Here is a 26,558-nt window from a genome sequence, read left to right as displayed (position 1 = left end):
AAAAATTACCCAACTTGGGTGATTTTTTGAAACTATTGGTATAAAGGTATAGATAGTTCATTTTGACTATCATAACTTTTAAAATATTAAAACAATGGTTTCAACATTTAAAACAATGGTTTTGGCAGTAGCAATTACTGCATTAGGTACACTTTCTGCAAACGCACAAGATGCTACAATGTGGAAAATTGATAAATCTCACACGTCTGTTAATTTTTCAATCAACCACTTCTTCTCTTCTGTTCCAGGAAAATTTACTGACTTTGACGGTATGATTCATTTCGACCAAAACAATTTAAAAGGAAGTAAAGCTGATTTTTCGGTATCTATAAACAGTATAAATACGGATGATGAAAAGAGAGATGAGCACTTAAAATCAAAGGAGTTTTTCGATGCAAATACGTTTTCTAAAATGACTTTTCAATCTACAAAATTTGAAAAAAAATCAGACAAAGAATATTTAATCCATGGTAAACTAACCATTAAAGACGTCACTAAAAATGTGGTTCTTCCTATGAAGATTACGGGAGAAATGGAACATCCAATGATGGAAGGAACCATCATTTTAGGAGTAGTTATTGATACTACAATCGATAGAACAGACTACGGAGTTGGTACAGGCGATTGGGCAGCCACTATGGTTGTTGGCGATGAAGTAAAAATTCACATCCCAATGGAGTTAAATCGTAAAAACTAACTTATGAGGCTGTTTTTTAAATCATTATTAGGCATATTTTGTTTTTGGTGTTCAACACCGGTTTCTGCTCAAGCACCCAATAATGCAGAAGATATTTCACCTTTACTCATTGGAGAAACAATACCAAGTGCCACTTTACAAGATTCTGATGGAAATCTAACACAACTTAAAAGACTAATAAAGAAAAAGCCTACTATTTTGGTGTTTTATCGTGGTGGTTGGTGTCCATATTGCAATATGCAACTTTCAGGATTAGTAGATATTGAAAACGATATTTTAGATATGGGTTATCAGATCGTTGCGATAAGTCCAGATGATTATAAAAACTTAAAATCTACAAAAAGTAACGACAGTATCAATTACACACTACTTTCTGACCCAAACGCAAAATTTATCCAACAAGTGGGAATTGGCTTTAAAACGCCAACAATGTTGAAAGGTTTTATTGCTGCTAAAGGACAAAAAGGAGATACATCTGAAGTTATGCCAGTACCAACGGTAATGGTTTTAGACAAAGAAGGTAAGATTCTTTTTGAATACATCAACCCAAATTATAAAGAAAGAATCGGAGGTGAAATGCTATTAGCAGTATTAAAAACAATAAAAAATTAAAATTATGAACAATAGAATTAAAAAATCAGTTTTAGCGGGAATTATCGGTACAGTCATAATGACTGCAGTAATGATAGTAGCTCCAATGATGGGAATGCCGAAAATGTCACCACCTAAAATGCTTTCAGGAATGTTAGGAATGCCAGTTTTTATAGGTTGGATAATGCACTTTATGATAGGTATAATCTTTGCCTTTGCGTACACCTACTTATGTATTTTTAAACATAAAATTAGCAATGTATGGTTAAAAGGAGCTGTATTTGGAATTATTGCCTTTGTAATTGCACAGGTTATGATGCGAATAATGGGAATGATGATGCCAATGCCAAAAATGGATGGCTCTATGGTTTTAATGGCAATAGGAAGTTTAATGGGACACATAATATTTGGAATGGCAGTTGCTAAAACTGTTGGAGAAGCTTATTGTAATAGTGGAACTTGCAAAACGAAATAAAAACTGCTTACTACATTGTATAAACGCAATAGCGGCTTGAGTGCAAACTTAAACCGTTTTTGCGTTTAATTAAGTATATTGCAAATCTAGAAACAATAATTTTTACTGCGCTACTGCATTTTTATGAGGCCGTTGGCATTCATAAAGCAGACGAGATAAAAATTAAATATAATTTTAAGCTTGTTTACGCAATCCTAAACTAGATTAAAAACGAAATTATGAACACAAAAATTAATTGGGTTGTAGAAGGTTTAATATTTGGAATAATTATGTTAGTTTTTTCAAGTATTCTTGATTTGATTACGGATGACTTTACTTTTGACCGCTTTTGGATAAAAATTCTAATTTGGTTGATTGGAGGTTTAGTGTATGGATTATTGATGAAATTATTAAGAGATAGAAAAGCAACGAAGTAAAATAAATTTCAGGCTTAATATATTTAAAAATACTTAAATCAACTGATTGCAGTAGTGCTCACTCAATCGGAATTTAAAAATAGCACATAATGAGAAAAAGAACGTTTGATATCATTTTTATCGTTTTATCAACAGCAATATTAATATTATTATCTGAATATGGCGTTTTAGAAAACTATATCGCTTTTTCGATACTTCCTATTATAATTGCATATTTCTTAGGGCAATATTCTGAAAGAAAATTTAGGAATTAAATACAACAATTAGAATTTAAAGTTAATTCAAATTGATGAGGTGAAAAACAACGAAATGCCAATACCTTGTATAATTAATTACGTTGTTTTAGTTACCAAACTACGCCACTAAATTTAGACAATACCGCTAGCACTAATTAAATAAAACACTCTATTAAGAACATAATCGAGTGAAAAATAAAATATCCTTTTCTAAGATTTAAAAAATTGGAGGAAAACAAATATTTAGCGTTGGCCTCAATTTTTGTTTTAAAGTCATCTTCAGTGAGTTTTGCCATACCTTTCTATGGATTTGGACTGGTTTTAATTTAGAATACGAAAATGAGCAAACAACTGAAATGAAGAGGATCTATTTTACTTATAATTGAAGCTGTGTTTACATTCGAAAAAATGTACGAATCGTACACAAGCTTTGGATACAACATTATTAACGTATTAAAAACGACTGTAAGCAATAGAGTTAATTTTATTTTTAGATCAAACCAATAAAAATTTTAAATCATAAAACAACAGCTATTTATTTCAGCCATTTCAAATTATTATCTTTGTTAGCTACCAAACGAGATAAACTTTATGATATTTATTGATAACGAAGGGCAAACCAACCCAAAATTAAACTTAGCCTTAGAAGAATATGCTTTAAGACATTTTGATACGTCTACGGATTATTTGTTGTTTTACATCAACGAACCTTCCATTATTATTGGGCGCAATCAAAATACCTTAGAGGAAATTAACCAAGAATATATAGAGGCCAATAATATTCATGTGGTACGACGAATTTCTGGTGGTGGAGCGGTTTATCACGATTTAGGAAATTTGAATTTTAGTTTTATTACTAATCACGATGGAAAAAGCATTAGTAACTTTAAGAAGTTTACGGCACCTGTCATTAAAGTGTTAAACGATATGGGAGTTGCTGCCGAACTTAAAGGTCGGAATGATATTTTGGTAGATGGGAAGAAAATTTCTGGTACTGCTCAATTTTCTACCGGAAAACGAATGATTAGTCATGGAACCTTACTATTTGATACAGACATGAGTGAGGTCGCTAAAGCGCTTCAGGTAAAAATGAGCAAAATTCAATCTAAAGGTCATAAGTCGGTTAGAAGTCGTGTGGCGAATATCAGCGAATTCTTAAAGACGCCAATTTCTATGGCCGACTTTAAAAAACAACTACTCATAGGCTTGTACGAAGCCAGCGAACCGTTTGAGACCTATAAATTAACGGAAGAAGAATGGAAAGCTGTTTACGATTTAAAAGCTGAAAAATATGATTTATGGGATTGGAATTTTGGACGTTCCCCTAAATTCAATATCGAACGCAACAAACGTTTTCCTATTGGTGAAATTGACCTTCGTATTTTTGTTGAAAAAGGACATATTTCAGATTTTAAAGTCTTTGGTGATTTCTTTGGTAGACAACCCGTTTCAAGTCTCGAAGCGATGCTTATTGGAGTGCCTTATGACAAAAATGAAATCAGTAAAGCCTTAAAAGAGGTGTCCATTGAAAATTATTTCGGGACTATAGAAAAGTCTGATTTTATTGATTTAGTTTATGGGGACGATTAAGGGTTAGGTGTTATAAAAACTGATTTTAAAACGAGTTTAAAAACCCAAAAAGTTCAATCGTTAATTATGTGTTACGACATTAAAGCCAGTTTAGAAAGTCAGTTAAAACGTGCCAAACGAAAAGGTGACCTTTCTGCTATTGAAGAAATTATTGAAGATTTAATTCCTTTGACTGATTTACCGTTGCATCATGTGTCTGGTTTTAATCATCCAGAATTATTAATTTATACAGACCGACAACCCGAATTTCCGGAAGTTGCAACTTGGGGTTTAGTACCAGAATGGATTAATGATGTAGAACAACAAAAAAAATTCTGGAACAATACGCTAAACGCACGAGGTGAAACCATTTTTGAAAAAGCATCCTTTAAAACTTCGGCAGTAAACCACAGATGTATTATTTATGTTGATGGTTTCTATGAACATCACCATTATAATAACAAGATCTATCCGTTTTATATTCACAGAAAAGATAACGAACCTATGGCACTTGCTGGTTTGTATAGCGAATGGACCAATCCTGAAACTGGCGGATTAATGAATACATTTTCTATTGTAACTACTGAAGGAAATGCTGTAATGTCTAAAATTCATAATAACCCAAAGTTAAAAACCTCGAGAATGCCTTTAATTTTACTCGAAAATCAAGAGGATGAATGGTTACATAACATTGAAAATGAATCGGATAAAATCAACATTCAAGAATTAATTAAGAAGTTTCCATCTGAAGCATTAGCATTTCACACCGTTAATAAATTAAGAGGTAAAGCGTATAGTGGTAATGTTGAAGGCATTTCTGAGAAAGTAATTTATGACGACTTAGAATTCTAAATCACGAACAGGTAAATCATAAAAAAATGGCAAATTGCTCCACCTAAAACAAACAAATGCCAAATCACATGGTTGAACGGAATTCTTTGAATGGCATAGAAAATTATACCGACTGTATATGACATTCCGCCAGCAAACAACCACAGAATACCATTTGGACCAAGTGCCTCAGAGACATTAGAAAAATCGAAAATAATAAGCCAACCCATTACCAAATACAGTAATGTTGAAATAACCTCAAAACGACCTGTAAAAAAGAGCTTAATAATGACACCAAAAGCCGCAATTCCCCAAACTGTCCAAAATAATGGCCAACCCAAACTATCAGTAAGACTTATTAATAAAACTGGTGTATAGGTGCCAGCAATAAGTAAATAGATACTTATATGATCTACAATTCTAAAGTAATGCTTGCGCTTCTCCCCTTTTACGGCATGATAAAATGTAGACGCTAAGAAAAGCACTATTATAGAAATTCCGTAAACAACGACACTAAATAAACTCCAAGGTGTTGTATCATCTACTTTTACAGTCAATAACACCAATGCAGCAATTCCTAATGCAGCTCCTATTCCATGTGTCCAAGCATTTAATTGTTCTTCAAATTGAGATTGAATGCGCATGGTTTATTCTTTAGAATTAATCGTGTTTTTTGGTTGAGACCATTTGTTTAAACTCTCGTAAAAATCAATTTCAAAAGCTGGTTCTTGTCGTATTAATTGTTGATTTCTAAAAGCGCGCTGTAGAATATCTTCAATTAAATAATCTTCCTCTTCATTAATTGGACTAAATTCTTTTTTCAAAGAAATATCGAACAAACTTGCTGTACTATTAAACCAAAAGGCTCGCCAACCACTTCGTAATTCTTTAATAAGCTCAAAGGTTGTTTTTCCGGTTTGTCTGTGAATGAGTTTCACTAAAATCTGGCCTTCGGTTTTGGTGAGTTTCTTTAATTCCGCTGAAAATTCGTCTTCAATATAATTCTGAATAATTTTAGCGTACCGTTTTTTGTCACGCTTGCGTTCTAAAGCATCTAAGCGCTCTTGTAAAGACTCTAATCGTTCTGCAGCCAACTTGGCATAAGGATATACTTTTAGAGTTTTTCGTCTTAAAATAATGTATCGAATTCGAGCGGCTCTGTCCTCAAACTTTAAATTAGGTAACACTAGAACTTCCTTTAATTTTACCGACGTTACAGGCACGGAATCTCCTTCAATAATCATATAATGCACTTCTGTAGAATCTTGTTTTACAGGATCTTCTTGTGCACTTATCGCAACTGAAAAAAACAATGCTATATAGGTAATATACTTCATGAACTAGTCTAACGCCAAAATCGTTCCAATGTTACATTCTTAACAATTTCAAAATTAGTAATATTTACAGTCTATACCCTTAAATTATTATTAATATTATAAAACTTTTTCAAACTTTTATAAACCAAAAGACCTTTCAAATGCAAACGATTTGAAAGGTCTTAGTATGATGTTTCACTGAATCAATTCAGCTTCTCAATTAAATTATTACAAGGCGTGTTAGTCCTCTGTACTTTCCGTCAGGCTCCCAATGGACTGACGATTATCTCCTGACATTCTATCAATTAATTTGTTGTACGGATCTACTCCTACTTCAGTTGGTTTTTCATCGACAATAATTGAAACGGTATTATCTATTGATGTGATTTTATGTTTCTTAAGATAAAGTTCCTTTTCTTTCATTTTTCCATCGACTTCATGTTCTGTAAAAATCCCAATATCTATATAATCTTGAAGTGGTAATGATAAGATTGGCTTCTCCTTCCCTTCTGCTAAAAACGAAATGGAATCTTTTCCTTTGTCAGTAAAAATCTGCTTTCCTTTTTCGTTATTTCTGTATTTACTCACTTCAAACTCAATGTCTACTTGATATTTTCCATTAGCTAATTCGGTAGTGGTTACGTTTTTAGTTTTATTGTCATATAACGTTATGGTTTCAAACATGTCCGTAATTACATATTGTAAACTGTCTGGTGTTACAGCTTTAATATGATTGACCATATCGATAGACGTGGTATAAGGTGGCTCTTGAAACTTCACTTTTTCAACATAAGTTTTTAACGCTCCATTTAGCACATCTTCTCCAATATAATCACTCAATGCATAAAACACCAATGAGCCTTTTTGATAGCGAATATAACCTTGACCATCGTTATACATTAATGGTTTTTCTCGCTTACGCTCAAAGGTTCTCCTGAGTAAATAATCATCTAATGATTTTCTCAAAAACTTACGCATTTGCGTTTTTCCAAGTTCTTTTTCTAACACTTTTAGAGCGACGTATTCCGATAAACTTTCAGATAACATAGTTGCACCCAAAACATCGGCTCCTATAACTTGGTGTGCCCACCATTGGTGTGCAACTTCGTGAACTGTAATTGCATACATAAAGTTTAAGCCAGCATCATCTTCGTCTGCATCCTCGTCTACAACAGCGATAAAACCTACATCACCAGAAAACGGTATTGTATTAGGAAATGACTGTGCAAATCCTCCACTCGGAAACTCTATAATTCGCAATTGCTTATGCTGGTATGGGCTGAAATTTTCACTGTTGTATGCCAAGGAGGTTTTCATGCCATCCATCATGCTTTCTAAATTATACTCATGACCTTTGTGATAATAAATTTCGAGATTAACATCGTTCCACTTATCTTTTTTAACTTCATATTTTGCAGAATTAAAGGCGTAAAAATTCAAGATTTTACTATCCATTTTATAATGAAAATAACGCCTGCCATCTTCAACCCATTCTTTTTGAAGATAGCCTGGCGCAATAGCAATTTGGTCTTCGCTTGTGCTTACTGTAGCTTCAAAATCTATCCAATCGCTATCCTTAGAAATATAGGTGTTTCCTAAGGCTGTAGAATCTGATGGATGCGGTTTTAGCTTGTTTGGTGGTAAATCATATTTCTCACGTGTTTTATCATCGGTAAGCTCTCCACCATTATAACCTAAACTCGGAAACAACGTCATATTGTTTATAAACGTTCCGTTTTCGATTACAGGAGAATTAGAAACAAATAAGGTGTTTGGCTTGTTCTTAACCGTAAAGTTTAAGGTCATGGTATCGCCTGGCATCATGGGCTGTTTCAACTTATAAATATCAAAATGGTATATGGTATCTTCTGAAACTAATGCGTTTTCACGACTAAATTTAAACGTACTAGGATAATCGTTATGATTTAAGAAAATACTGTCAATGGCTTTATCCGTTTTGTTGATCATTGTATATTCTCCAGACGACTCAAAATTACGTTCATCTATAAACAAGTCCATATTTACGTTTACAGCAACAATACGTGGTTGCGCATAATCTTCGTATTTTTTATACGTTTTTTCCCATTTAACTCTCAGTTCTTCAGCTTCCTTTGAAGAGTAACGATCGTTATTAATGTTAGTGCCTTTGTAAATGGTGAATCCCATGGTTAAAAATCCAGCAACGAGTACTATAAATGCAATTGCAACAGGTGTTGTAAAACGTTGTTTTGCAATTTTTATACGTTCTTTAAATGAATGTGGTAATCCACGTACCCAAAATAGAGCTGCAATAAGCATAAATACTAAACCACCTAGAACCCAATAGAATTTATAGGTTAAGTATCTGGCTAAGGAATCTCCGTAACCATTCATATCGTTATAACTAAATCCTGGACCTTCGTTGTATTTAAATACTGCTTGCTCTACTCCTGCCAAACTTAATAATGGAATCGCTACAGCAATGACTAACAATATAAACAATCCTAAATATGGATTTCTAATTACGGTTTGAATCATTAATGATAAGAATGCCCAAATCACATAATTAATCAGTTTTAACCCGAAGAGTTCCTTTATATATAAACCGATTTCAATATCGAAATAGCCCTTATACAGTTGAAACAATATACCTGCAATCATAATTACAGTAAGTAATAACACTTGCATTTTAACTATGGCAATGAATTTAGATAAAAACAACGACCAATTTGGGATTGGTGTTACATCTTCTAACCCGTTAACATTGGCTATTTTGCTTCGGTTGACTAACATACCTGCATATAAAAATGTACAGATATTAATAGCAAACACAAAGGCGCTTCCTCCTCGTAGCATCAACCAAGTTCTTGGGTAAGATGCGGTTCCTGTTGGATTTCCAAAATCGGACAATGCAATGAGCACAACGATAAGGCCAACCAAGACAATACATATAAATGCCCAACTTTTAACGATGTACTTAAACTCTATATTCGAAATATTCCAAGTTGTTTTTAAATTTTGAATAAATGAATAATCGTTAGTAACTTTAGGAAGGTTAATTTTTGTGATTCCTCCAAAATTACGCTTCGTAGATCGCTCTCCTTTCTGTTTTTTAAAGAGTGAAAAGGACATGGCATTCTGACTAAATGTAAAAAACTTATACACCAATCCAAACACCAAGCTTGCTACTCCTAACCAAATTAAACGGTTATAGAGAATCACTTCTTTTATCGGAATATGCAATTCATTTTGTTCGTAAGCCGTCCAATACCGTGTATAATAGTTAGATGCTGACCCTCCAAAAGGATCTAATAAGGCAGATAAATAGCGACTATCTGGATCTGATAATAAACTTTCCGTTACACCTTGTACAAACAACAATAGAATAACGGTTATAAATCCTGCCGCAATGTTTCTTGTAAATGTAACGACTGCAAAAACGATGGCTCCAAACAATAAAATATTAGGTAAGATAAAAAGCCAATAGGCATTAAAATACGATTTAAAATCGAACGCAGTCACCAAATCAGAATTGGTACCTGGTAGTCTAAAACCTATAAACATGCCTATACCAATAGTTAATACAATTAGCGTAACCACCACGATAGCACTGAAAAATTTAGCAAATAAGTAATTGGCTTTGGTAAATGGATACGAATATAAAATGGAATGCATTTCACTTTTAAAATCCCTATTAATAGACGCACCAATAATAGATGGAAACAAAAAGAAAATTAAAATAGCAACGGAATTAAACAGGTTGTTTATTGCAATTGGTGAATTCACTATTCGTGCAGAACTCGTTGTTGCTGTAATACTATCGAATATGCCTGCTGTGGTTGCAGCCATTAAAACAGATAGCATAAAGAAAATAGCCATGTATATGTAAGTCGCAGGTCGTTTTAACCAGTACTTCAATTCATAAAAAAATATTGTAGAAAACATAAATGTACTTTTTAGATTAAAATTAAACCGCACTTACTGGCTCGTCTTGCTTAAGTGCTATAAAGTACACATCGTCTAATTGTGGCTCAACGGATACAAAATCTTCATTGGGTTGCGAATCGTTAAACACACGAATATTCAGTGAGTTATCTTCATTATAATTAGAGGACAATAAATTGTATTGCGTTTCATGCGCTTCTAAATCATCTCTATCAATAACCTTAGTCCAAATACGACCTTGCAGTTCTGCTCTTGCTTGCGATGGCGTCGATTGTTTTAAAATTTGTCCACCATTTAAAATGGCCATATCGTTACATAGTTCCTTAACATCTTCAACAATATGTGTCGAAAATATGACTGTACAATTGGTGCCAACTTCTCGCAGAACATTTAAAAAACGATGACGCTCTGCTGGATCTAAGCCTGCTGTTGGTTCATCGACGATAATCAATTTCGGATTGTTTAATAGTAACTGCGCAATACCAAAACGTTGTTTCATTCCACCAGAATAACCTGCGACGTGTTTTTTACGTACATCGTACAAATTGGTAATATCTAACACTTCCTTTACTATAGCTTGTCGGTCTGTTTTTGAACTTATTCCTTTTAAGGTGGCAAAATAATCTAACAAGGCTTCTGCGGACATTTTAGGATAAACACCAAACGATTGCGGCAAATACCCCAATACTTTTCGTAAAGCCATTTTGTCTTCTAAAACATTAATATCCCCAAATTGTATTGATCCAGAATCCGGACTCTGTAATGTGGCAATCGTTCGCATTAATGAAGATTTACCAGCGCCATTTGGACCTAAAAGACCGAACATTCCTGTTCCAATTTCAAGATTAAGATTGTCTATGGCTTTTACACCATTTTTATACGTTTTAGTAAGGTTGGTAATTACTAGCTTCATCGTTTCGAAATTATGTTTAAGATTATTGATGTATTAGTGTAAAAATAGTAGAATTTGTTACAAAAAAATTTTAAAAGCTATTAAAGCTTAGGAAATCCTATTATTTTTACAAAAACTCAAAACATTTATTATGGCTTCAAAAAGCATACTCAATAAAAAATCACTCGATTTTCTAGAAAAATATTTAAACAACGCTTCACCAACCGGTTACGAATGGGAAGGCCAGAAAATATGGATGGATTACTTAAAACCATATGCAGATGAATTTATAACAGACACCTATGGCTCTGCGGTTGCAGTGATTAACCCAAAGGCAAAATTTAAAGTTGTTATTGAAGGACATGCTGATGAAATTTCGTGGTATGTCAACTATATTTCTGATAACGGTTTAATTTATGTGGTTAGAAATGGAGGAAGTGACCATCAAATTGCACCAAGTAAAATTGTAAACATTCATACCAAAAACGGCATTGTTAAAGGTGTTTTTGGTTGGCCTGCAATTCATACCAGAAGTAAAGCGAAAGAACAAGCTCCAAAACCAGATAATATTACGATTGATATCGGAGCAAAAGACAAAGAAGAGGTGGATAAAATGGGAGTTCATGTAGGCTGTGTTATTACGTATCCAGATGAATTTCATATTCTGAATAAAGACAAATTTGTTTGTAGAGCTTTAGACAACAGAATGGGAGGTTTTATGATTGCTGAAGTAGCGCGTTTATTGAAAGAGAATAAAAAAACGTTACCATTCGGGCTTTATATTACTAATTCCGTTCAAGAAGAAATTGGATTGCGTGGTGCTGAAATGATTACGCAAACTATTAAGCCAAATGTAGCTATTGTTACAGACGTAACGCATGATACTACAACACCTATGATTGAGCAAAAAACACAAGGTTATGCTGAAATCGGAAAAGGACCTGTGGTAGCTTATGCACCTGCTGTGCAACAAAAATTAAGAGATTTAATTACAGATACGGCTGAAGCTAAGAAAATACCATTTCAACGTGCAGCGTTATCGCGAGCAACAGGAACAGATACAGACGCCTTTGCTTATAGCAATGGAGGTGTCGCTTCTGCTCTAATTTCATTACCATTACGATATATGCACACTACTGTAGAAATGGTTCATAGAGATGATGTGGAAAATGTGATTAAATTAATTTATGAAACATTATTGAAAATAGAAGACGGAGAAACGTTTAGCTATTTCAAATAGTAATCAGAACTGTGGAGCAGTTGTCAAAAGAAGAACATTATACAAGTTTACACCCCTAAAGTCCCCTCAAGGGGACAATTCTTAAAAAAATCTTTCAGATTTTTTTAAGCGCAACAGTGAGACTGTCTCCTTGAGGGGACTTTAGGGGTGTTTTTCAACACAAAAATGTCTCTTAATAAACTATGGACGAAATTATAGACATCGTTGATAAAAACGGTCAACCAACTGGAACTACAGCTTTAAAATCTGAAGCACATGCCAAAGGGTTGTATCACAATACCATTCACTTATGGTTATTTACGTCTAGTGGTGAAATTCTACTACAACAACGCTCGCACAAAAAAACTATATTCCCTTTACTTTGGGATGTTTCAGTCGCAGGACATATTGATGCTGGCGAATCGTTTATTGAAGCCGCTTTACGAGAAACTAAAGAAGAAATCGGGCTAAAATTAGAACCTCATAATCTAAAACAAGTTGGTGTTTTTCTTCATGAAACCAGTTATAATGACGGTAAAATTCAAGATAATGAGTTTCATCAAGTCTTTATTGCTGAATTGACTGTCGATTTAACAGATTTAATTATTCAGGAAAGCGAAGTTGAAGCTGTAAAATTAGTGTCGTTAGATGCGTTTGAAAGCTTATTAAAAGGCAGTGAAAGCAATATGCATTTTGTAACAAGTAATACTACCTATTATAAATTTATATTGAAAACAATTAAAGATCATACACTGATATGAGTTTACTTTTATTTGCCATTGCTCCTGTTCTTGCCATACTTTTATATATCTACATTCAAGATAAATATGAAAAAGAACCTAGAGGATTACTAATTAAAAGTTTTCTTTTTGGTGCTACTTTAAGCATTATAATTGTCTTTGTATTATATCTTTTTACAGGACGATTAATTCCTATAACAGATAATTATAGCATATGGCAACAATTTATACAAGCCTTTATTGTAGTTGCTTTAGCCGAAGAATTTAGCAAATATGTCATCGTAAGGTATTTCGCGCAACCTAAAAAAGCATTTAATGAACCTTATGATGGTATTGTCTATGCTGTTATGGTTTCCATGGGTTTTGCTTGTACTGAAAACATAATGTACGTTATTGAAGGTGGGCACCTTACTGCTATTTTAAGAGCATTCACAGCTGTGCCTGCTCATGCAACTTTCGGCATCCTTATGGGCTTTTATATGGGAAAAGCAAAATTCTCAAAAAATAGAGTCGTGCTTAATCTAACAGGATTATTTCTCGCTGTACTGTTTCATGGAGCCTATGATTTTTTCCTATTCATTAATTTTATTCCCGGAATTTCAATTGGTGCGTTTATCTCATTAGCCATTGGTATTATTCTATCTCGAAAAGCCATAAAAGTCCATCAGAAAAACTCAAACTTTAAAACTTTATAGATTTCATAAAATAAAACTTAATAATTTCATATTTTGCAGTAGATTAAACCATAAATCGTAAATACTGTAAAAAACCCCAGTTTATGTATAAAATAAAAGTTAATTCGGCTCATACTTTCGATGTCACAAAAGAAAGCTTGGAAGAACTAGATACTGTAAAGTCAGCAAATAACAATTATCATATTCTTCAAGACCATACACCCATACATGCCGAAATTGTAACATCTAACTTCAATAGAAAATTATATGCCATTAAGGTGAATAATACGGTATATAACGTTGATATTTATGATGCTTTAGATCAACAAATTGAAGCCTTAGGTTTTGAAATTGGAGCTTCTAAACAAGTCAATGATATAAAAGCACCAATGCCAGGATTAATTCTAGAAATTAACGTAAAAGAAGGACAATCCGTTACAGAAAACGATCCTTTATTAATTTTAGAAGCCATGAAAATGGAAAACGTTCTTAAATCACCACGAGATGGTGTTATAAAATCTATTCAGGTAAAGCAAGGTGAAACAGTAGATAAGAATATGCTTTTAATTGCGTTTGAAGCGTAGTCGAAAGGTCTTAAATAATTTTGAATTTAACAAAACAACTATTCTACTGAAATAGAATAGAAACTGAAACAAATTCAGCATAAAATGAAAAAAATATTAGTAGCAAACAGAGGGGAAATCGCCATCAGAGTCATGCGAACCGCAAAAAAAATGGGCATTAAAACAGTCGCTGTTTTTTCTGAAGCTGACCGTAATTCACCTCACGTAAAATATGCAGATCAAGCCGTTTGCATTGGTCCTGCTCCTTCAAATGAATCGTATTTAAGAGGGGATAAAATTATTGAAGTTTCAAAATCACTTCATGTAGATGGTATTCATCCAGGCTATGGATTTCTAAGTGAAAATGCTGATTTTGCAGAATTATGTGAAGCCAATGATATTCTATTTATTGGCCCACGCTCTAAAGCTATCCGAGTAATGGGAAGCAAATTGGCTGCAAAAGAAACGGTAAAAGCTTACAATATTCCTATGGTTCCTGGTACAGACGAAGCGATTACAGACATTCCTAAAGCTAAAAAAATAGCTGAAGACATCGGCTTTCCTATTCTGATTAAAGCGTCTGCTGGAGGTGGTGGAAAAGGCATGCGAATCGTAGAAAACGAAGCAGAATTTGAATCGCAAATGGACAGAGCAATAAGTGAGGCAAAAAATGCTTTTGGAGATGGTTCTGTATTTATTGAAAAATATGTAGCATCACCAAGACATATCGAAATCCAAATAATGGCTGATATGTACGGTAAGGTGATTCACTTATTTGAACGTGAATGTTCTATACAACGACGTCATCAAAAAGTTGTTGAAGAAGCACCTTCTGCCGTTTTAACACCAGAATTAAGAGAAAAAATGGGACAAGCTGCTATTAACGTAGCGCGTTCTTGTGATTATATTGGTGCTGGGACTGTAGAATTCCTATTAGATGAAAATCTAAATTTCTATTTTCTAGAAATGAATACAAGGCTTCAAGTTGAGCATCCTGTCTCAGAATGGATTGCTGGAGTTGACTTAGTGGAGCTTCAAATTAAAGTTGCCAGAGGTGAACACTTATCGCTTAAACAAGAGGATTTAAAAATCAATGGCCACGCATTAGAACTTCGTGTTTATGCAGAAGACCCGATGAACGACTTTTTACCAAGCGTAGGAAATTTAGATGTTTACAAACTTCCTGAAGGTAAAAATATACGTGTAGATAATGGTTTTGAACAAGGTATGGATATTCCAATTTATTACGACCCAATGCTTTCAAAATTAATTACTTATGGCGACACACGTGAAGAAGCTATTGAACTTATGATAAAAGCTATTAACGACTACGAGATTAAAGGTGTAGAAACCACTTTACCTTTTGGACGTTTTGTTTGCGAGCATGACGCTTTTAGAAGTGGAGACTTTGATACCCATTTTGTAAAAAAGTACTACTCACCTAGTCTCTTAGAAAAACAAGAACACATAGAAGCTGAAATAGCGGCTAAAATAGCATTGAAACATTATTTAGAAGAACAGAAAATATTACGCATACCTAATTAGTCAATGGCGTTGTTATTAGTGTCACTTATAGTCACTAATAGAACAAACGTTAATACAACTAAAAACACAAACGATTATCACATACAGCTACACTGTAGCAACTTTGCGAGAAAAAGCGAGAAACACAAAAAAGCATGGATAACAAAATAAAAACCTTAAACGATAAACTAGCTTTAGCCAAATTAGGAGGTGGACAGGCGAGAATAGATAAACAGCACCAAAAGAAAAAACTAACCGCTAGAGAACGTGTAATGTACTTATTGGACGAAGGTTCATTTGAAGAAATCGGAGCCTTAGTTACGCATAGAGCCAAAGACTTTGGAATGGAAGACCAACAGTTTTATGGAGATGGTGTCGTCACTGGTTATGGTACGGTTAATGGTAAATTGATTTACATTTTTGCTCAAGATTTCACGGTTTTTGGTGGTTCTTTATCTGAAACCCATGCCGAAAAAATTTGCAAAATAATGGATATGGCGGTTAATGTTGGCGCACCACTAATCGGTCTTAATGATTCAGGTGGAGCAAGAATCCAAGAAGGAGTACGCTCTTTGGGTGGTTATGCTGATATTTTTTATAGAAATGTTCAAGCTTCGGGTGTGATTCCTCAGATTTCTGCCATTATGGGACCTTGTGCTGGTGGAGCGGTTTATTCGCCAGCCATGACAGATTTTACGCTGATGGTTCAAGATACTAGTTATATGTTTGTAACAGGACCAAATGTGGTAAAAACCGTAACAAATGAAGAAGTAACTAGTGAAGAATTAGGTGGAGCAAGTGTGCATGCCTCTAAATCTGGTGTAGCTCATAAAACGTCGACCAATGATGTAGAGTGTTTAGAAGATATTAAAAAGCTATTGAGCTACTTACCGCAAAGTAATAAAGAAAAAGCAGATGATATCTCGTTTGAATTTAAAGATGAAGTTAGAGATACGCTTTCTAACATTGTTCCTGAAAATCCAAACAAACCTTATGACATGCATCAGGTGATTGAAGGTATCATTGACGAAGATTCTTTCTATGAAATCCATAAGGATTATGCCGAAAATATTATTGTTGGTTTTGCACGTTTAGGTGGAAAAAGTGTCGGAATTGTTGCAAATCAACCTATGTTTTTAGCAGGCGTTTTGGATGTGGATAGCTCTAAAAAAGCAGCACGATTTGTCCGTTTTTGCGATTGTTTTAATATTCCGTTATTAGTCTTAGAAGATGTACCAGGATTTTTACCAGGAACAGATCAAGAATGGAATGGTATCATTGTAAATGGTGCAAAATTATTATATGCTTTTAGTGAGGCAACTGTGCCAAGAATTACCGTTATTACAAGAAAAGCGTATGGAGGAGCCTATGATGTCATGAACTCTAAACATATAGGAGCTGATATGAATTTCGCATGGCCAAATGCCGAAATCGCAGTGATGGGAGCTAAAGGTGCTGCAGAAATTATATTTAAACGTGAAATTTCTAAAGCCGATGACAAGGAAGCTAAATGGAAAGAAAAAGAAGCCGAGTACGCTAAATTGTTTGCAAATCCTTACAGTGCAGCCGAACGTGGTTTTGTAGATGAAGTTATTATGCCTGAAACCACAAGACGTAAATTGATTAAGGCATTCAGTATGCTAGAAAATAAAACAATTGCGAAGCCAAATCGTAAGCATGGGAATATCCCTTTGTAACACAGTCGCGAAACGACAGGAGTCATATAGTTTTTAATACTTTTATTATTGAAAATATCCAGACCTACTAGGTTTCCGAAACCTAGTAGGTCTTTCTACATATAGTTAATCCAATAAACGGTTATGCTAGGACCAACCAAATACATCTTTATACAAATTTATTTCTTCGATTAATTTATTAAAATCTCTTTTAAACACTGATAATAATGTATCTGTTAACATGTTGAATGATATTTTAATATTCGCAGTATTTCTAGTAAAAAATAGGTGATTATTCTCTTACTTTTGCGCCATGCAAAATCAAAAACGGTCCCAACTAGAATTTGTAGTGTTAATGGCAGCTTTAATGTCTATTGTAGCACTATCAATCGATGCAGTTTTACCTGCTTTACCAGAAATAGGTGATTATTTAAGTAGTGTAAACGAAACCGAAAATCAAAAACTAATTACAGCTATATTTTTAGGATTAGGTTTTGGACAACTCATTTTTGGGCCATTGTCTGATAGTTTTGGTCGTAAACCTATGGTCTATTTTGGTTTTGCCGTATTTGTTATCGCTTCTATTATTTGCATTACAACTCGAAATTTTGAAATGATGCTATTTGGACGTGTTTTACAAGGCGTTGGGTTATCATCACCACGAACTATGAGTACTGCTATTGTAAGGGATTCTTATAGTGGTGACCATATGGCTAAAATTTTGTCTATCGTCACCATGACCTTTATTTTAGTTCCAGTAATTGCACCAATGTTAGGTCAATTTTTATTAAATCATTTTGGATGGCATTCTATTTTTACGGTAAACTTAGCTTTTGGCTCGTTGATCATATTATGGTTTTGGCAACGACAACCCGAAACACTTCATGAAAAATATAAAAAAACGTTTCGATTCACTAATTTTAAAGCTGGAGCTATTACCTTTTTTAGAATAAAATCGGCAGTAATTTATACGCTACTTTCTGGTTTAGTTACAGGTTCTTTTATGGTGTATTTGAGTACATCTCAACAAATCTTTCAAGTTCAATACGAATTAGGAGATTTATTCCCTTACATTTTTGCCAGTTTAGCCATCACTATTGGATTATCAACATTTTTAAATAGCGCCATTGTTATTCGATTTGGTATGTGGAATTTAGTACATATTGCGTTAATTGTATTTGTCGTCAATTCTCTAATTTTTGTAATTACGTTCTGGTCTGGTATAAATCCACCTATAGAAGTTTTGATGGTCTTCTTAATGCTTCAATTTGCAAGTGTTGCTTTCTTATTTGGAAATTATAGAGCTTTAGCTATGGAGCCAATGGGACACATTGCTGGTGTTGGCGCTGCACTAAACGGGTTTATTTCAACCGTAATGGCTGTACCAATTGCTAACTTTATTGGTAGTTTTATTAAAACTTCAGTATTACCTCTTTTTATTGGCTTTTTTGTGACAGGAATAATTGGCTTGGTTTTATTTTATAGTGTAAAAAAACCTATAAGAGGAGCGTATCACAAGAACTAAAATATCTCCAATCCACCTTTACCTTCTCTGATAACCTCTGGAGGATCGACGGACAAATCGATTATAGTTGACGCTTCATTATCACCATAACCACCATCGATAACCAAATCAACTAGTTTATCCCACTTTTCAAGAATTAATTCTGGATCTGTAGTGTACTCTAAAACATCATCGTCATCTCTAATAGATGTAGACACTATAGGATTACCTAAAGCTTCCACAATGGCTAAAGCTATAGAATTATCTGGTACTCTTATACCTACGGTTTTTCGTTTCTTAAATGGATTTGGCAGATTTTTAGAACCAGGCAAAATAAACGTATATGGTCCTGGTAAAGCACGTTTCAAAATTTTAAATGTTGTAGTGTCTATTTGCTTTACATAATCGCTTAGATTACTTAAATCTTTACAAACAAATGAAAAATTAGACTTTTCTAACTTCACTCCTTTTATTTGAGCAATACGCTCTAAGGCTTTGATATTGGTAATATCACACCCCAAACCATATACGGTATCGGTTGGATAAATTACCAATCCACCGTTTTTCAACACTTTAACTACTTTTTGAATTTCCTTTGGATTCGGATTTTCGGAATATATTCTAATAAACTCAGCCATAATATGTATCTTTCAAACACGTTATACAAAGTAACTATATTTTTTTCAATATGAAACGACTAATATTTATATCCATCTTTTTTTTATCAATTTCAACATATTTATCATGTTCATCTGATCAAACTGATGATGGAAACATAGCGCCTACAAACACCAATGCATCCTACGAAGAACTAAATGTTTCTTATGGTGATGATAGCGATCAGGTTTTTGATTTATATTTGCCTGCCAATCGCACAATGGATACAAAAACTATAATTCTTGTTCATGGAGGCGGTTGGACGTCTGGCGATAAAGCTGATATGAATGAAATTAAAGATTTTATAAAGGATCAATTGCCAAACTATGCTGTGGTTAATATAAATTACCGATTAGCAGATGCGGATAATCCTCCATATCCAATGCAAATTAATGATATTACAAGTGTTGTAAATCATTTAAAAGCTAATCAATCTGACTATACAATATCAAACGATCTAGGCTTTATTGGCACTAGTGCTGGCGCGCATTTATCCTTATTATATAGCTATGCTTTTGATTCTGACAGTAATGTTGACATGGTTGCAAGTATTGTTGGACCAACCAACTTTACTGATCCTGCTTACTTAAATAATACTGATCCACTGCTTCAAATACTTCTAAGCTCCTATGGAATAGACGCTTCAACCTCATTTTTAGAAGAAGTGAGTCCTTATCACCGAGCTACATTGACCTCGCCGCCAACTATTTTATTTTATGGCGGACAAGATCCTTTAATTCCTACAACTCAAGGCACAGCAATGCGAGATCAACTTGAAGACTTAGGTGTTACGCATCAATTTACATTATATCCTACTGAAGGACACGGTTGGGATGGTCTTAACTTATTAGATACAACAATAAAACTGCAAACGTTTATTGAAACGCATCTTTAGTCGTGCTTTGTTCTTAAGATTTCAAGCTTAGCAAAACGTAAGAGTAAGTTTTTAGTATCGCCATTCTGAAATTTAATCTCAGCTTTTGCATCTGCTCCAGTACCTTCTAATTTAATAACTTGTCCACGTCCAAAACGTTGGTGGTTTACGGTATTACCTACGGTAAGTTTAGAGTCTACAGCATTAGAATCATCACTAACTTTTGCATGTTTTACGCGTTTTAACTTTTTTGGTGTACTAATTATAAATTTTTCAGGTTTCTTCATGGCTTCTTTTTTCTGAAGTTTTGCTGTTTTAGGTTTTTTGAATCTTACTTTATTTGGTTCAACATCGTCAAATATAGACGCGTCTAACATAGGGTTATGACGTTCTTTTAAAGGTGTAACGATGTTAACAAACTCATCATCAATTTCTTCGATAAAACGACTTGGTTCGGCATCAATCAGTTTTCCCCATCGGTAACGCGATAGTGTATATGTTAAATAGGCTTGTTGTTCGGCCCGCGTCAAAGCTACATAAAATAATCGACGTTCTTCCTCTAGTTCGCTTCTAGTATTCATACTCATGGCACTTGGAAATAAATCTTCTTCCATTCCTACAATAAAAACGTGCCCAAATTCTAATCCTTTTGCCATGTGAATACTCATTAAAGCCACATGGTTTGGATCACCTTTATCACCATCTAAATCGGTTGCCAACGCTACATCTTCTAAAAACTCTGCTAAAGAATCGCCTGCGTCTGCTAACTCAATTTGCCCTTCCACAAAATCTTTAATACCATTAAGTAACTCCTGAACATTATCCATTTTAGTAACACCTTCTGGCGTTCCATCTTTACCTAATTCCTTAACTAAGCCACTTGTTTTTGAAACATGCTCTGCCAAATCAAAGGCATTTGCTGTTTTATTCATCACCTTATAACTTTCTATAAGCGTAATAAAATCGCGTAGTTTATTTTTAGTTCCATTATTAATATTGATAGAAATGGAATCAATTTCCTTTATAACATCATAGATTGTTTTTCCTGTTGCATTTGCTGCAACCACTAACCTATCTAGTGTAGTTTGGCCAATGCCTCGTGCCGGATAATTAATGATTCGTTTTAAAGCTTCTTCATCTGCAGAATTAAGAATTAAACGCAAATAAGCGGTAACGTCTTTAATTTCCTTACGCTGATAGAATGATAAACCACCATAAATTCGGTATGGAAGATCTCGTTTTCTTAAGGCATCTTCAATTGCTCTCGATTGCGCATTGGTACGATACAAAACGGCAAAATCGCTATTATCAAGCTGATTGTTCATTTTGGTTTCCCAAATAGTACTTGCTACATAACGTCCTTCATCGGCATCTGTCATTGCGCGATGTACAATTACTTTTTCGCCCTCAACATTAGCTGTCCAAACGATTTTATCAATCTTTGTTTTGTTATGTTCAATTACAGAATTTGCCGCACCAACAATATTTTTAGTAGAGCGGTAATTTTGTTCTAATCGAAACATTTTAACATCATCATAATCCTTTTGAAAATTCAAAATGTTATTAATATTGGCACCACGAAACGCATAAATACTTTGCGCATCATCACCAACGACACAGATGTTTTGAAAACGATCTGCCAAAGCACGGACAATTAAATATTGTGAGTGGTTCGTATCCTGATACTCGTCTACTAAGATATATCGAAACTTATCTTGATATTGCGCCAACACATTAGGAAAACGTGTTAATAACTCATTGGTTCTCAGCAATAAATCATCGAAATCCATAGCACCTGCCTTAAAACAGCGATCGACATATTCTTTATAAATCTCACCCATTCGAGGTCTCCTTGCCATGGCATCTGCTTCCATTAACTCAGGGTTTTTAAAATAGGCTTTTACGGTTACAAGACTGTTTTTATAAGATGATATGCGGCTATACACCTGCTTCGTTTTATAAATATCTTTATCAAGCCCCATTTCTCTGATTATAGCACCCATTAATTTCTGAGAATCCTGAGTATCATAAATAGTAAAGTTGCTTGGATATCCTAAATGATGGCCTTCAAAACGTAAAATCTTTGCAAAAACAGAGTGAAATGTTCCCATCCAAAGGTTTTTTGCTTCATCACCAACAATATCTGCAATTCTACCTTTCATTTCTTTGGCAGCCTTATTCGTAAAGGTTAATGCTAAAATATTAAAGGCATCAATACCTTTACTCAATAAATAAGCTATACGGTACGTAAGCACACGTGTTTTACCAGAACCTGCACCAGCAATAATAATCATTGGTCCATTCACCTGAATTGTAGGTTCTAATTGTGCATCGTTAAGTTGACTGAGATACTTTTCCAATTTAAAAATTTTTGAAGGAGTAAAATTACGGATACTACTATAGTTTACCTCATTGAAATGACATAAATTATAAACAAACTATTAAGAATTGTAGTTGTATACATATCAATAACTTATATATAAATTACTGAGATATAAATTTTATTTGACCTAAAAGCGTACAAACCGTTTATTTATTACCATCTCCAGTCATTGCAGAAAGCAAAGCCGCTTTAATACTTAACCATATAAAGTTAAATACCGATTTATTAGTGACTCGTTCTACCTCTTCTGCTTGACCGTAACGATACTTCTTTTTATCGTCTTCGCTATCCTTTGAAACGAAAAGATTAGCTAAACTAGATAAGAATTTATTTTTTTCTTTCCCGTTGCTTTTTAAAACTGAAATTTCAAATTCGTCATACTTCATTTTCATATCAATACGAGATGCTATTGGGTTACCACTAATAGTAAAGTATGTTTGTTTTAATTCACCATCTAAACCAACATATAGATTAGGTTGGGTAAACTGATTCATTTGTGTCGCATCAAAAAGCCCTAAATCTGCTTTAAAAATAAACTGATCTGTTGTGTCTGCAACTTTAAAATTCCAATCGACATTTAAAGATGAATTCTCCATAAAAGTCGACTGAATTTGAATCACAGTATCATCATTACCAAAGGTGTTTCCAATGTTAGTAAATGATGCCTGCATAGCTGCAAAATCTAATCGACCAGCTTCTTCGTCTGATTTTACTTTTTCTAAATACGATATTTTGCCATCTATAATTTCAACCCTTTTTAACCCTAAATTGAAATCTAAATCTCTAAGTGATGTGCCGTATAACGGCTTATACGAAAAATCGTCAGCTACTAACTTATCTCTATAAATTTCTGCATCAGGTGTGTTTAAATCGATTTTTTCTGACATAAAATAAAACACATCCTCATCATTATAACCAAAATCCATATCCAAAATTTGAATCTCTTTTACCGCTAAGTTGAAATGATCGCGTTCCTTTTCTAGAATTTTTGAATAGTCCGCTTTTGTATATTTTGTCTTTAGCTCAAAGCCTTTAAAATTGGCATTATGATGTGTTGCATGCGCTGAATCTATTGTTATGTTTTCAAATTCATTGGTTGCCCATTTTATGTGTTGAGCATTGCATTCAAAATCTTTAAAAGTGATGTTTTTATTTGTTTTAGATTCGTTTGGATTGATTTTAAAATCTAATAACTTAAAATTAAACTTTGGAATACTTAATAGTAATGAGTCGGTATCATAATTTGAAATGAGAACATCTGCATCCTTAATTTCAATTTTATCAACCTGAATAGCTTTTTTAATTTTATCTAGAAAACTTCTATTATAATCGTCCTTTTTCACCAATGGATTATGTTTGTATTTAGAAATTAAGTCATTAACTACAATAGATTCCATTGAAATTTTATCATTAAAAAGAAAGTCCCAATAGCTTAGACTATTAACTTCTATGGTGTAGGATTCCGTTTCAAGAATTACTTTATCCGTAGTTTCACCATTAACGATAACATAAGGCGAAAACAATGTTAAGTTACCACTCCATACTGAAGCTTCAATTGAAGCATATGTTACATCTACTGTTTTTGGCAGGTCGTCGATGGCATTCTTTATTTTACGTTCAATTATAATATTTGTTATAAAGGTGAGGATCATTATTACAGCACCTACAACAGCGATTATAACTCCAGATTTTTTATATTTTGAATTCATATTTATGGTGATAAAATTTCTAAATCTTTAAATTAAATTAACTTTACATTTTAATGTTTTAAATTACTCAAATCAAATTATGTATTTTAACGATTTCATAATTAATCTTAACTCATAAAAAATCAGTTTAAATGGATATTGATAACATTATCGAATTATTATTTAGTATTGCTCCTGCATTAGTCGTTGGTGCAATTGCTTACTATTTCTTTAAACAACACATAGAAAATGAAAATAGCCGTAGACGTTTCTTGTTACAAAAAGATTTGCAAAAAGAAACCTTTCCATTACGTTTACAAGCCTACGAACGTATGGCTCTTTTTTTAGAGCGAATTGCTCCGGCAAAACTACTCACAAGAGTTCATCCAACATCTTCAAATAAAGAAGATTACGAAAGTTTACTTATCGCAACCATAGAGCAAGAATTTGAACATAATTTATCGCAACAAATTTATGTTAGCGATCAATGTTGGTCTATTACACAAGCTGCAAAAAATGCAACAATTCAGTTGATTAGGAAAGCGACACAACACGAAAATACAGATACTGCAAACAAGCTTCGTGAAGTTATTTTAACCGAACTTATGGACAAACCTGCTCCTAGTAATGCTGCGCTTGCTTTTATAAAACAGGAAGTTAGCGATATGTGGTAGGTGAAGTTGGAAGTTCGAAGTTCGAAGTTGGAAATTGGAAGTTGGAAGTTGGAAGTTGGATGCTATAAAAAATGGCGTAAAGCCACAACAAGTTTGTACAAAGTTACACAAGGACCTATTTGCCAACTGGCTACATAACCCTATAATTTATTTTCTGAGTAGAGACTGCGAACTTTGGACTAATAACTAGTTCCTAATGAACCATAAACTTCTTTAACGTTTCTTCATAAATAGCTTCATACTTAGGAACGATATTGTGCAAGTCAAATTTTTGAGATTGTATTTTGGCATTCTCCTTAAACTGACTTAAGGTATTTAAATCTGCTAATATTTTTATGGCATTATCTGACATATCTTCAATAGCATTAACATCGCTCAAATAACCAGAAAAACCATGTTCATTAACCTCAGACAAGCCACCTGTATTTGTAGAAATGACAGGAACACCACTTGCCATAGCTTCTAAAGCTGCTAAACCAAAACTTTCGGTTTGTGATGGCAACAAAAACAGGTCACTAAAACATAATATATTATCTATTTCATGACTATTTCCAAAGAAAATAACGCGATCTGAAATTCCTAAATCTTCAGTTAATTTTTCAGCAGCTTCTTTTTCAGGCCCTTCTCCAACCATCATTAATTTTGCTGGTAATTCTTTTTGAATGTTATAAAACACCTTAATAACATCTGGTATGCGTTTCACTTCCCTAAAATTACTGATATGTGTTATAATACGCTCGTCATCTTCAGCCATCATTTCGCGTTGACAATCCGTAAAATTATATTCGTGTTTTTCTAAATCAATAAAATTTGGAACGACATGTATATCTCTTTTTACATTAAATAAGCGCAAGGTATCTTGCTTTAAACTTTCTGAAACCGACGTCACTGCATTAGATTTATTAATACTAAACGTTACGGCTGGTTTGTAAAACGGATGGCTACCAACTAAAGTAATATCTGTACCATGTAATGTTGTTACTATAGGAACAAAAATACCTTCATCTTTTAGCATTTGTTGCGCCATATACGCAGCGTAAGCATGAGGAATGGCATAATGTACATGCAGCAATTCAATACCATGTAGTTTCACCATATCTACTAATTTACTAGATAAGGCAAGTTCGTATGGTTGGTATAGAAACAAAGGATATTCTGGTACGTGAACTTCGTGAAAGTGAACATTATTACTCAACAATTCTAATCGTACTGGTTGACTGTAGGTTATAAAGTGAATCTCATGACCACGTTTTGAAAGCTCTAAGCCCAATTCTGTAGCTACAACTCCACTTCCACCAAATGTTGGGTAACAAACTATTCCTATTTTCATGTTTATATAATATCAATGATGTCTTCTTGAGCGTAGTTGAAAGGTTTTAATAATTCAACTAAAATAGGTTTCGACTGCACTCAACCAGACATTAAAATTTAATTA

Annotated in this window: 24 protein-coding genes; 16 read left to right on the top strand and 8 right to left on the bottom strand. The window is 33.7% G+C overall.

The genetic code is table 11. The features are described from left to right. Positions 1-94 precede the first annotated feature (94 nt). The 7 genes from K1X16_RS11290 (at position 95) to K1X16_RS11260 (ending at position 4,836) form a co-directional block, all read left to right on the top strand. A complete protein-coding gene (locus tag K1X16_RS11290) occupies positions 95-697 on the top strand; it encodes a YceI family protein (RefSeq protein ID WP_225036260.1) in 603 nt (200 codons plus the stop codon). Between the two features lie 3 nt (positions 698-700). Next, the gene (locus K1X16_RS11285; RefSeq protein WP_225036258.1) at positions 701-1,309 is read left to right on the top strand and encodes a peroxiredoxin-like family protein; all 609 of its coding nucleotides are present in this window, start codon (positions 701-703) and stop codon (positions 1,307-1,309) included. Positions 1,310-1,313: 4 nt separating this feature from the next. Continuing rightward, positions 1,314-1,763 (top strand): DUF1440 domain-containing protein, encoded by a 450-nt coding sequence (locus tag K1X16_RS11280; RefSeq protein ID WP_225036256.1) that lies wholly within the window; start codon positions 1,314-1,316, stop codon positions 1,761-1,763. 218 nt (positions 1,764-1,981) lie between these two features. Then, positions 1,982-2,179: a hypothetical protein gene (locus K1X16_RS11275; RefSeq protein ID WP_225036255.1), complete on the top strand. Its 198-nt coding sequence runs from the start codon at positions 1,982-1,984 to the stop codon at positions 2,177-2,179. Positions 2,180-2,268: 89 nt separating this feature from the next. Beyond that, positions 2,269-2,433: a hypothetical protein gene (locus tag K1X16_RS11270; RefSeq protein WP_225036253.1), complete on the top strand. Its 165-nt coding sequence runs from the start codon at positions 2,269-2,271 to the stop codon at positions 2,431-2,433. Positions 2,434-3,006: 573 nt separating this feature from the next. Next, positions 3,007-4,005 (top strand): lipoate--protein ligase, encoded by a 999-nt coding sequence (locus tag K1X16_RS11265; protein ID WP_225036251.1) that lies wholly within the window; start codon positions 3,007-3,009, stop codon positions 4,003-4,005. A 66-nt stretch (positions 4,006-4,071) separates the two neighbouring features. Beyond that, a complete protein-coding gene (locus K1X16_RS11260; RefSeq protein ID WP_225036249.1) occupies positions 4,072-4,836 on the top strand; it encodes an SOS response-associated peptidase in 765 nt (254 codons plus the stop codon). Here K1X16_RS11260 and trhA read toward each other — a convergent pair. From trhA to K1X16_RS11240, 4 genes are all read right to left on the bottom strand, one after another. After that, complete coding sequence (gene trhA / locus K1X16_RS11255; protein ID WP_195870909.1) at positions 4,833-5,459, bottom strand: PAQR family membrane homeostasis protein TrhA; 627 nt, start codon at positions 5,457-5,459, stop codon at positions 4,833-4,835. The genes K1X16_RS11260 and trhA overlap by 4 nt on opposite strands. Before the next feature lie 3 nt (positions 5,460-5,462). Further along, a complete protein-coding gene (locus K1X16_RS11250) occupies positions 5,463-6,152 on the bottom strand; it encodes a DUF4294 domain-containing protein (RefSeq protein ID WP_225036247.1) in 690 nt (229 codons plus the stop codon). Positions 6,153-6,371: 219 nt separating this feature from the next. Further along, on the bottom strand, positions 6,372-10,055 hold the full coding sequence (locus K1X16_RS11245) for an ABC transporter permease/M1 family aminopeptidase (protein ID WP_225036245.1): 3,684 nt from the start codon (positions 10,053-10,055) through the stop codon (positions 6,372-6,374). Between the two features lie 22 nt (positions 10,056-10,077). Beyond that, positions 10,078-10,968 (bottom strand): ABC transporter ATP-binding protein, encoded by an 891-nt coding sequence (locus K1X16_RS11240; protein ID WP_195870912.1) that lies wholly within the window; start codon positions 10,966-10,968, stop codon positions 10,078-10,080. A gap of 130 nt (positions 10,969-11,098) precedes the next feature. Between K1X16_RS11240 and K1X16_RS11235 the strand changes: the two genes are divergently transcribed. The 7 genes from K1X16_RS11235 (at position 11,099) to K1X16_RS11205 (ending at position 18,868) form a co-directional block, all read left to right on the top strand. Continuing rightward, entirely contained in the window at positions 11,099-12,187 is a 1,089-nt protein-coding gene (locus K1X16_RS11235; protein ID WP_225036244.1) for a M42 family metallopeptidase, read from the top strand. 182 nt (positions 12,188-12,369) lie between these two features. Beyond that, positions 12,370-12,927, top strand: a complete 558-nt coding sequence (locus tag K1X16_RS11230; protein WP_225036242.1) for an NUDIX hydrolase — start codon at positions 12,370-12,372, stop codon at positions 12,925-12,927. Next, positions 12,924-13,601 carry a PrsW family intramembrane metalloprotease gene (locus K1X16_RS11225; protein WP_225036241.1) on the top strand — a complete coding sequence of 226 codons (678 nt, stop codon included), beginning with the start codon at positions 12,924-12,926 and terminating at the stop codon, positions 13,599-13,601. The genes K1X16_RS11230 and K1X16_RS11225 overlap by 4 nt, the downstream gene beginning before the upstream one ends. 83 nt (positions 13,602-13,684) lie before the next feature. Further along, the gene (locus tag K1X16_RS11220; protein WP_225036240.1) at positions 13,685-14,164 is read left to right on the top strand and encodes a biotin/lipoyl-containing protein; all 480 of its coding nucleotides are present in this window, start codon (positions 13,685-13,687) and stop codon (positions 14,162-14,164) included. An 84-nt stretch (positions 14,165-14,248) separates the two neighbouring features. Further along, on the top strand, positions 14,249-15,688 hold the full coding sequence (gene accC, locus K1X16_RS11215; RefSeq protein WP_225036239.1) for an acetyl-CoA carboxylase biotin carboxylase subunit: 1,440 nt from the start codon (positions 14,249-14,251) through the stop codon (positions 15,686-15,688). Positions 15,689-15,822: 134 nt separating this feature from the next. After that, on the top strand, positions 15,823-17,364 hold the full coding sequence (locus K1X16_RS11210) for an acyl-CoA carboxylase subunit beta (protein WP_195870918.1): 1,542 nt from the start codon (positions 15,823-15,825) through the stop codon (positions 17,362-17,364). Between the two features lie 292 nt (positions 17,365-17,656). After that, positions 17,657-18,868: a multidrug effflux MFS transporter gene (locus K1X16_RS11205; RefSeq protein WP_195870919.1), complete on the top strand. Its 1,212-nt coding sequence runs from the start codon at positions 17,657-17,659 to the stop codon at positions 18,866-18,868. On the opposite strand, the gene K1X16_RS11200 is transcribed toward K1X16_RS11205, so the two are convergent. Further along, positions 18,865-19,485: an L-threonylcarbamoyladenylate synthase gene (locus K1X16_RS11200; protein WP_195870920.1), complete on the bottom strand. Its 621-nt coding sequence runs from the start codon at positions 19,483-19,485 to the stop codon at positions 18,865-18,867. The two genes, K1X16_RS11205 and K1X16_RS11200, sit on opposite strands and share 4 nt — an antisense overlap. A gap of 50 nt (positions 19,486-19,535) precedes the next feature. Between K1X16_RS11200 and K1X16_RS11195 the strand changes: the two genes are divergently transcribed. Then, a complete protein-coding gene (locus tag K1X16_RS11195; RefSeq protein ID WP_225036238.1) occupies positions 19,536-20,399 on the top strand; it encodes an alpha/beta hydrolase in 864 nt (287 codons plus the stop codon). Here K1X16_RS11195 and K1X16_RS11190 read toward each other — a convergent pair. Beyond that, positions 20,396-22,738: an ATP-dependent helicase gene (locus K1X16_RS11190; RefSeq protein ID WP_195870922.1), complete on the bottom strand. Its 2,343-nt coding sequence runs from the start codon at positions 22,736-22,738 to the stop codon at positions 20,396-20,398. The two genes, K1X16_RS11195 and K1X16_RS11190, sit on opposite strands and share 4 nt — an antisense overlap. 169 nt (positions 22,739-22,907) lie before the next feature. Beyond that, on the bottom strand, positions 22,908-24,470 hold the full coding sequence (locus K1X16_RS11185) for a hypothetical protein (protein ID WP_225036237.1): 1,563 nt from the start codon (positions 24,468-24,470) through the stop codon (positions 22,908-22,910). A gap of 131 nt (positions 24,471-24,601) precedes the next feature. On the opposite strand from K1X16_RS11185, the gene K1X16_RS11180 reads away from it, so the two are divergent. Next, positions 24,602-25,123, top strand: coding sequence for a hypothetical protein (locus K1X16_RS11180; protein ID WP_195870924.1), 522 nt, complete (start codon positions 24,602-24,604; stop codon positions 25,121-25,123). A gap of 193 nt (positions 25,124-25,316) precedes the next feature. Here the strand turns inward: K1X16_RS11180 and bshA are convergent, their stop codons facing one another. Continuing rightward, a complete protein-coding gene (gene bshA / locus K1X16_RS11175) occupies positions 25,317-26,453 on the bottom strand; it encodes an N-acetyl-alpha-D-glucosaminyl L-malate synthase BshA (RefSeq protein WP_195870925.1) in 1,137 nt (378 codons plus the stop codon). Positions 26,454-26,558 lie beyond the last annotated feature (105 nt).

It is taken from the genome of Winogradskyella sp. SM1960 (assembly GCF_020179375.1).
Lineage (GTDB): Bacteria > Bacteroidota > Bacteroidia > Flavobacteriales > Flavobacteriaceae > Winogradskyella > Winogradskyella marina.
Note: the sequence above shows the minus strand (reverse complement) of the source record. Positions and strands in the feature narration are given on the sequence as shown.

What these genes read in the sequence shown, in the direction of transcription:
- K1X16_RS11290 (WP_225036260.1), top strand. Translation starts at nt 95, where the DNA reads ATGGTTTCAACATTTAAAACAATGGTTTTGGCAGTAGCAATTACTGCA.
- K1X16_RS11285 (WP_225036258.1), top strand. Translation starts at nt 701, where the DNA reads ATGAGGCTGTTTTTTAAATCATTATTAGGCATATTTTGTTTTTGGTGT.
- K1X16_RS11280 (WP_225036256.1), top strand. Translation starts at nt 1,314, where the DNA reads ATGAACAATAGAATTAAAAAATCAGTTTTAGCGGGAATTATCGGTACA.
- K1X16_RS11275 (WP_225036255.1), top strand. Translation starts at nt 1,982, where the DNA reads ATGAACACAAAAATTAATTGGGTTGTAGAAGGTTTAATATTTGGAATA.
- K1X16_RS11270 (WP_225036253.1), top strand. Translation starts at nt 2,269, where the DNA reads ATGAGAAAAAGAACGTTTGATATCATTTTTATCGTTTTATCAACAGCA.
- K1X16_RS11265 (WP_225036251.1), top strand. Translation starts at nt 3,007, where the DNA reads ATGATATTTATTGATAACGAAGGGCAAACCAACCCAAAATTAAACTTA.
- K1X16_RS11260 (WP_225036249.1), top strand. Translation starts at nt 4,072, where the DNA reads ATGTGTTACGACATTAAAGCCAGTTTAGAAAGTCAGTTAAAACGTGCC.
- trhA (WP_195870909.1), bottom strand. Translation starts at nt 5,459, where the DNA reads ATGCGCATTCAATCTCAATTTGAAGAACAATTAAATGCTTGGACACAT.
- K1X16_RS11250 (WP_225036247.1), bottom strand. Translation starts at nt 6,152, where the DNA reads ATGAAGTATATTACCTATATAGCATTGTTTTTTTCAGTTGCGATAAGT.
- K1X16_RS11245 (WP_225036245.1), bottom strand. Translation starts at nt 10,055, where the DNA reads ATGTTTTCTACAATATTTTTTTATGAATTGAAGTACTGGTTAAAACGA.
- K1X16_RS11240 (WP_195870912.1), bottom strand. Translation starts at nt 10,968, where the DNA reads ATGAAGCTAGTAATTACCAACCTTACTAAAACGTATAAAAATGGTGTA.
- K1X16_RS11235 (WP_225036244.1), top strand. Translation starts at nt 11,099, where the DNA reads ATGGCTTCAAAAAGCATACTCAATAAAAAATCACTCGATTTTCTAGAA.
- K1X16_RS11230 (WP_225036242.1), top strand. Translation starts at nt 12,370, where the DNA reads ATGGACGAAATTATAGACATCGTTGATAAAAACGGTCAACCAACTGGA.
- K1X16_RS11225 (WP_225036241.1), top strand. Translation starts at nt 12,924, where the DNA reads ATGAGTTTACTTTTATTTGCCATTGCTCCTGTTCTTGCCATACTTTTA.
- K1X16_RS11220 (WP_225036240.1), top strand. Translation starts at nt 13,685, where the DNA reads ATGTATAAAATAAAAGTTAATTCGGCTCATACTTTCGATGTCACAAAA.
- accC (WP_225036239.1), top strand. Translation starts at nt 14,249, where the DNA reads ATGAAAAAAATATTAGTAGCAAACAGAGGGGAAATCGCCATCAGAGTC.
- K1X16_RS11210 (WP_195870918.1), top strand. Translation starts at nt 15,823, where the DNA reads ATGGATAACAAAATAAAAACCTTAAACGATAAACTAGCTTTAGCCAAA.
- K1X16_RS11205 (WP_195870919.1), top strand. Translation starts at nt 17,657, where the DNA reads ATGCAAAATCAAAAACGGTCCCAACTAGAATTTGTAGTGTTAATGGCA.
- K1X16_RS11200 (WP_195870920.1), bottom strand. Translation starts at nt 19,485, where the DNA reads ATGGCTGAGTTTATTAGAATATATTCCGAAAATCCGAATCCAAAGGAA.
- K1X16_RS11195 (WP_225036238.1), top strand. Translation starts at nt 19,536, where the DNA reads ATGAAACGACTAATATTTATATCCATCTTTTTTTTATCAATTTCAACA.
- K1X16_RS11185 (WP_225036237.1), bottom strand. Translation starts at nt 24,470, where the DNA reads ATGAATTCAAAATATAAAAAATCTGGAGTTATAATCGCTGTTGTAGGT.
- K1X16_RS11180 (WP_195870924.1), top strand. Translation starts at nt 24,602, where the DNA reads ATGGATATTGATAACATTATCGAATTATTATTTAGTATTGCTCCTGCA.
- bshA (WP_195870925.1), bottom strand. Translation starts at nt 26,453, where the DNA reads ATGAAAATAGGAATAGTTTGTTACCCAACATTTGGTGGAAGTGGAGTT.